This window comes from Paucibacter soli (genome assembly GCF_037482845.1).
In the GTDB taxonomy this organism is placed as follows: domain Bacteria; phylum Pseudomonadota; class Gammaproteobacteria; order Burkholderiales; family Burkholderiaceae_C; genus Paucibacter_B; species Paucibacter_B soli.
Genome location: NZ_JBBHJW010000020.1, coordinates 1 through 5085 on the forward strand (window position 1 = coordinate 1; position 5085 = coordinate 5085).

General features: G+C 61.5%; 11 protein-coding genes and 1 pseudogene. All 12 read right to left on the reverse strand.

Features of this window, described 5'->3' with window-relative positions:
- Positions 1-152: 152 nt before the first annotated feature.
- Positions 153-578 carry a hypothetical protein gene (locus tag WG898_RS24915; protein ID WP_339605477.1) on the reverse strand — a complete coding sequence of 142 codons (426 nt, stop codon included), beginning with the start codon at positions 576-578 and terminating at the stop codon, positions 153-155.
- Positions 579-596: 18 nt separating this feature from the next.
- Positions 597-800 carry a hypothetical protein gene (locus tag WG898_RS24920; RefSeq protein WP_339605478.1) on the reverse strand — a complete coding sequence of 68 codons (204 nt, stop codon included), beginning with the start codon at positions 798-800 and terminating at the stop codon, positions 597-599.
- Between the two features lie 342 nt (positions 801-1142).
- Complete coding sequence (locus tag WG898_RS24925) at positions 1143-1409, reverse strand: hypothetical protein (RefSeq protein ID WP_339605479.1); 267 nt, start codon at positions 1407-1409, stop codon at positions 1143-1145.
- Positions 1410-1450: 41 nt separating this feature from the next.
- The gene (locus WG898_RS24930; protein WP_339605480.1) at positions 1451-1684 is read right to left on the reverse strand and encodes a hypothetical protein; all 234 of its coding nucleotides are present in this window, start codon (positions 1682-1684) and stop codon (positions 1451-1453) included.
- A gap of 18 nt (positions 1685-1702) precedes the next feature.
- The gene (locus tag WG898_RS24935; protein ID WP_339605481.1) at positions 1703-1936 is read right to left on the reverse strand and encodes a hypothetical protein; all 234 of its coding nucleotides are present in this window, start codon (positions 1934-1936) and stop codon (positions 1703-1705) included.
- A 54-nt stretch (positions 1937-1990) separates the two neighbouring features.
- Positions 1991-2230, reverse strand: coding sequence for a hypothetical protein (locus WG898_RS24940; RefSeq protein ID WP_339605482.1), 240 nt, complete (start codon positions 2228-2230; stop codon positions 1991-1993).
- Between the two features lie 3 nt (positions 2231-2233).
- Complete coding sequence (locus WG898_RS24945) at positions 2234-2935, reverse strand: GIN domain-containing protein (RefSeq protein ID WP_339605483.1); 702 nt, start codon at positions 2933-2935, stop codon at positions 2234-2236.
- Positions 2936-2973: 38 nt separating this feature from the next.
- Positions 2974-3300 carry a HigA family addiction module antitoxin gene (locus WG898_RS24950; RefSeq protein WP_339605484.1) on the reverse strand — a complete coding sequence of 109 codons (327 nt, stop codon included), beginning with the start codon at positions 3298-3300 and terminating at the stop codon, positions 2974-2976.
- Between the two features lie 11 nt (positions 3301-3311).
- A complete protein-coding gene (locus tag WG898_RS24955) occupies positions 3312-3590 on the reverse strand; it encodes a type II toxin-antitoxin system RelE/ParE family toxin (protein WP_339605485.1) in 279 nt (92 codons plus the stop codon).
- Positions 3591-3641: 51 nt separating this feature from the next.
- Positions 3642-3884 (reverse strand): annotated as a pseudogene (locus WG898_RS24960) (SOS response-associated peptidase family protein); the annotation flags it as partial.
- 423 nt (positions 3885-4307) lie between these two features.
- Positions 4308-4553 (reverse strand): hypothetical protein, encoded by a 246-nt coding sequence (locus WG898_RS24965; RefSeq protein WP_339605486.1) that lies wholly within the window; start codon positions 4551-4553, stop codon positions 4308-4310.
- Between the two features lie 334 nt (positions 4554-4887).
- Positions 4888-5085: hypothetical protein (locus WG898_RS24970; protein WP_339605487.1), on the reverse strand; the 198-nt coding region annotated here is incomplete at its 5' end.

Consider the following 5085-nt stretch of genomic DNA (forward strand, 5'->3'; position numbering starts at 1 on the left):
GTTTCCGTGTTGGTGGTGGGCGGCGTGCCGGGGCATCCTTGGCTTTAGCCGCGCCGGTCAATCCGACTGACCGCCGCCCATTGATCTATGTGATTCCAAACAGCTATGGAGTTAGCTTAGCAAACCAGGCCGCAAAGCCAAAGCGCCTAGACTTATTCAGTGGCCATACGCGGGGCCTGGGTTGCCGGCTGTCCGATGCTCTCGATCTGTCCCGCAGTGAGTTCCCGGCCGTTGTCGTCAATGAGGACATCCACAAGCCCGTGCTCGCGCATGCGCGCCCAGTAGCAAGTCGCGATGTCACCGGCCCAGAGGCCATCGAATTCTTCGATGAGGCCGACACCATTGGCCGTGATAGTCGAAAACCCCTGCTCACGCAGCCAAGTCAACGCTTCCTTGGTGAAACCGCGGCCAGTGAAAAGACTCGACCATTCACTGATGCACAAGCTGCGCACTCCAGCCTGGTCGTTCACATCGACTGCGCCCTCTACGCGTCCGTCTCGGTAATACAACCCCATTCCTGGCTCCGCTTCAAGCCTCGGCTGGAACAAGGGAATGTTGTCATTGGTCGAGGTGTTCATGCGAACTCTTTCCTTGGCTCAGGGCAGCTCGGGAGCTGGGACACTCAAGTCCCGCACCGCCGCCGCGTGAAACTCATCGAACAGGGCACGCCGAAGCGCCGTCCTGTTCGCATTGGATTGGATGGCCGCATAGTCGTCCACCAGGCCCAGGATGCGCTTGGATCTGGCGATCACCTCTTCGCTGAGGGCTCGGGCCTGTTCTGTCGTCTGGGGCGCGTGCATGGCTGCTTTCCTTGACTAAAGGCCCAATTGACGGAGGCGCGGCAGCTCACCCCAGCCACCCAGAGGAAGTCGCTCAACGACCCCAGCAGCTTCGAGCCGGGCCATCGCTGCGTCTGAGGGTCGCCTTACGCTTTCGTCATAGCAGCCATCAGCGAAGCGTCGAGCAGCAGCCATGTCTGATGCCGTCAGCGGCACGTTGGAGTGGTTCGCCGAGTTCATGGCTCTTTCCTTGCTTTTGAAAGGTGGGGCCGACGAGTTGGAAGCGCGCCCACAGACTTGCCTACTAAACAAATCAATGGCGCCTGGCAATGACAATCCAGCCCACAGGCTCGGCCCCGTTGATCATTTCGATGAATCGGCTCGTCGCTTCAACTCATCGCCTATGCGGCGCAACACCACCCGCCACCATTGATCGCGTCGGACCTCACGGATTGGCGTCACGCAACGTGCCCACGCCTCGCGCTGCGCCTCATAGTCGCCAGGCTCGTAATTCACCTCAACCCGCGCCCATAGCGGCAACGGATTGCGCAGATAACGTCCACCTGTCGCACACAAAATCGCATGGAACTGCCCAAGCTTTTCAGCAGGCACGTATTCGGTTACAACCATCTTGCCATCCCTATCGTGCAAGCGCTCTTTCCTTGGGTGATTCAGGTACGGGCAGCGTGCACGATTGCGCGTGCCGCCTCGGTTTCTGCCGAGGCTTCGCCCGGCCGCTGCAGGGCGACGATCCGGCCTTCCACTTCGTGGACCTCAAACGTCTCGCCTGTCTCGGCATCCGTCACCGCCGCCTTGCCGAAGACCTGCAATGCCGCCATGAGGCGATGGCGCCCCGCCGACACCTCGAAGGCCTCGCCAGTTGTGCGTCGAACGATGATCGTCATGGCTCTCGTTTCCTTGGCTTACTGATAGTGGTGGCCGGCGTTCTCGCAGAAGCCGCGCAGATGCGCTTCCAGGCGCTGCTCGCTGGTGCTCGCAGCGTCCAGGATGTTCTGCACGATCTTGCCGTTACGCTCGGTCCACATGACGAACTTGGCTTCGTCGCCAGAGTCCACCGTGAGGGCAACAGACACGCGGCCAGGCTCGACACGAGCGCTAACGCGATGGGCGATCTGGCGGGCTTGGTCTGCGTTCATGTCTGGTCAAGGTTGCGATTCGATGGCTCTATTCTAGCGTTTATATAAACGCCGTCAAGCGACTTTCTTCACCTTGGATGCTGCATCCAGCAGAGCATTGATGACGACCTCCTTCTGCGAGGCGCCGTAGCCAGTCTTCAGCAAAATCTCCAGCGCCTCGCGGCCAGGTGCATCGAGGTCCACCAGGAGGCGCTTGCCCTTGGCCTCCCGCAGGCGCTCAAGGTGCGTCGCTGCTCGCGCCGTGCGCGTGGTGTCGCCGGCCGGCTTCTTGCGGGGTTCGGTTTTCGTCGCCATGGCCTACTTGAACTTCACGCTGCCCGATCCGAGCACCTGCTTGCTGCGGGATGCGGGATTGCCGCGCACCACGATGTCGCCCGACCCTGCGATCCGGGCCACCACCTCATGGCTCACATGCGCAGAAATATCTCCCGACCCCGCAATGCTCAGGCTCCCACGTTGCGCGATCAGCTCGCGCGCATCCAAGTCGCCCGAGCCAGCGATGCTCACATCGAGCTGCTCGACCTGGCCGTCCGCCGTCACGTCGCCAGAGCCCTCTATCTCGATTTCCAGGCCTGCCTGGCGCAGATCCATCAGCGACACGTCGCCGCTGCCCTTGATCTTCAATGCCGGAAGCTCAGGCAAGGCCACGCCGACCACCACCCGACCACCGCCCACGTCGATGCGCTGGCCATTGACGAAGATGCTTCCGCTCACCGAACCGATTGAAACGCTGCCGTGGGCCGAGTTGATCTGCACGCCAACCCCTTCGCTTTCGACCACCAGCTTGTCGCCCTTGATCGTCGTCTTGACGCAGCGCAGCGCCTCCTCGGTTTCTCCAGCCACCACAAGGTGCGGCGTGCCGAACCTACGAAAGTACAGATCCACTGCTCCCTTGACCACGATCTTGCGCACAGGCTGCATCGCGCGCGCCTCGTGCTTGTAGCCGCGCCTGTCATCGGACCCGGGAAGCCCTGCCAGAAATACTTCAGTCCCGCTCAATTCTCATCCTTGTTCGGTGTTGCCCAGATCCGCGCCGGTCAGGCGGCGATCGACTCGAAGGATGCCGGCGACAGCGGCTTGATCCTGCGGATCACAGCCTTCGCGACCTTCTCCGCCTGCGCCAGGTCGTGAGCAACCTGCATCCGCATCCACACATCGGCACTGCCGCCATGCTCGGCGCCCAGCCAACGCTCCAACCGAAGCGCCATTTCGGGCGACACGGCGGCACGGCAGTTGATGACCCGCGACAGTGCCGCGCGCGACACGCCCAGCGCGTCCGCAGCATCCGTCACGGACAGGCCCAGGGCAGGCAGCACATCGTCGCGCAGCGTCTCGCCAGGGTGCGGCGGATTGAACATCTTCATGCTGATCTCCATCAGTGGTAGTCCTGGTAATTGACCAGAACCGCATCGCCATCCTCAAACCGAAATGTCAGGCGCCAGTTGCCATTGACCCAGACAGACCAATGGCCGGCCATATCGTCTTGCAACTCGTGCAGCTTCCAGCCGGGCACGTTCATATCCCGCGGGCCGGCGGCCTGGTTGAGCTGGGCCAGCTGGCGTCCGAGCTTGCTGGCATGCGCCGGCTGGATGCCCGCCTTGGACCCGGTGAGGAAGAATTTTTCGAGGCCCTTGTGGGCAAAGGACTTAATCACCTGTCAAGTGTAGCGCGAGACGTTACACGCTGCAATGCAAGCATGGCGCGTCTACGCTGCCATCCGGTGCTCGTAGTAGGGCCGCTCGCGGTCATCCAAGATGGCGTAGAGCCCGGCCAGGTCGCCACGCTCAGGGCGAAGCCATGCGTCGATGTTCGAGGCCTTGATCGGAACAATGCAGCGGTCATGCCCTGCCGCCGAAACCTCCTCCGGCGGATCATCCGTGATCGCCGCAAAGGACAGCAGTTCCTCACCATCGGCGCCTGCCCATCGCGACCACAGGCACGCGGCATGGGGGCGCCATCGCGGCGGACGCGAAGGCACCAGTATTCATTCGAGGACATGAACTGTATTTTCATACAGTTTTGCGGTGAGGCATGCAGAGCATGCTTGCCTCGGTGCTGTCAAGCGACTGCGGCGTCCATAGACGGCGCCCGCGCTTGCAGGCCGCCAGCAAGACGCAGAGGATGACGGCATCACCACTCGACTTGACCCACGAAAATGAAGCACATCGACGCCCTGGCCACTGCCGTCTGTCGAATGACCGTGACCTTCCAGTCCAACCCTCAGGGTGCCCTGATCCTGGTACTCCTGGCCGGCTGCGGCGTTGCGGGTCTATGGGCGTGGCGGCAGTGAGTTTCCGCGTTAACCGAATGCCCCCTCGCCGTCGAGCGCCTGCACCGAACAGAAAGATCAGTCGTATGCCCAGCGCTCAGATCATGCCTTCGTCATCTTTGGCTCTGAGTCAACTCTTGCCTCACAGGCTTCATCCGCGCCCGGGTACTTCTTATCGGTGCACACGACCTTGAGGTCCTTGCAGTCGCATTTGGCGTCTTTGTTGTCGGGACAGTTCCCCGTGAACTCTTTGTCACCACACTTGCAGCGAACCTCCTTTGCGTTCGCTTCGCCAGTTGTGAACACAAGCAGCGCAGTAAGCGCAGCGATTCCGAAGATTGCCTTCATTCTTCACCTCCTAAAGGCACACCCTGGGCAGGCGAGAGGGTGCAACTCGCTAGCAGTTTGATGAGTGTGCCAGGCCGTATAGCCAATGCATCGTCCAGTTTGATGATGAAGCTTGCCGGTTCGACTGGCAGGTTTCCCATGACGCGGCAACATTTCGTCCGAAGCAATCCCACCGTATGAAACCAATTCACGCCGTCACCGACGTTCTATGCCGCTTGGCCACGACCTTCCATGCCAACCCTCGGGGAGCACTGTTCCTGGTCCTGCTGGCAGCCTGCGGCCCTGCTGCAGGCTGGGCGTGGCGAAGCTGAGGTGGGTTCGTCTGACCTACTTGTCACTGCGCCCTGGGCTGGTCCTCGTCGTCGGTCTGGCACTCGGTGTCCATCAGTTTGGTCAACGCGTCACCGAACTTCGAGATCATCGACGCCATGGACCGCACCGAGCCGTCAGCACGGCTACCGCGGATGGCAAGGCTAACGCGGCGGCAGGTCGCACCCAATTGCTGGGTCGCCACCACGATCTCGCAATCAGC

What these genes read in the sequence shown, in the direction of transcription:
- WG898_RS24940 (WP_339605482.1), bottom strand. Translation starts at nt 2,230, where the DNA reads ATGGCGACGAAAACCGAACCCCGCAAGAAGCCGGCCGGCGACACCACG.
- WG898_RS24915 (WP_339605477.1), bottom strand. Translation starts at nt 578, where the DNA reads ATGAACACCTCGACCAATGACAACATTCCCTTGTTCCAGCCGAGGCTT.
- WG898_RS24935 (WP_339605481.1), bottom strand. Translation starts at nt 1,936, where the DNA reads ATGAACGCAGACCAAGCCCGCCAGATCGCCCATCGCGTTAGCGCTCGT.
- WG898_RS24950 (WP_339605484.1), bottom strand. Translation starts at nt 3,300, where the DNA reads ATGAAGATGTTCAATCCGCCGCACCCTGGCGAGACGCTGCGCGACGAT.
- WG898_RS24925 (WP_339605479.1), bottom strand. Translation starts at nt 1,409, where the DNA reads ATGGTTGTAACCGAATACGTGCCTGCTGAAAAGCTTGGGCAGTTCCAT.
- WG898_RS24920 (WP_339605478.1), bottom strand. Translation starts at nt 800, where the DNA reads ATGCACGCGCCCCAGACGACAGAACAGGCCCGAGCCCTCAGCGAAGAG.
- WG898_RS24930 (WP_339605480.1), bottom strand. Translation starts at nt 1,684, where the DNA reads ATGACGATCATCGTTCGACGCACAACTGGCGAGGCCTTCGAGGTGTCG.
- WG898_RS24965 (WP_339605486.1), bottom strand. Translation starts at nt 4,553, where the DNA reads ATGAAGGCAATCTTCGGAATCGCTGCGCTTACTGCGCTGCTTGTGTTC.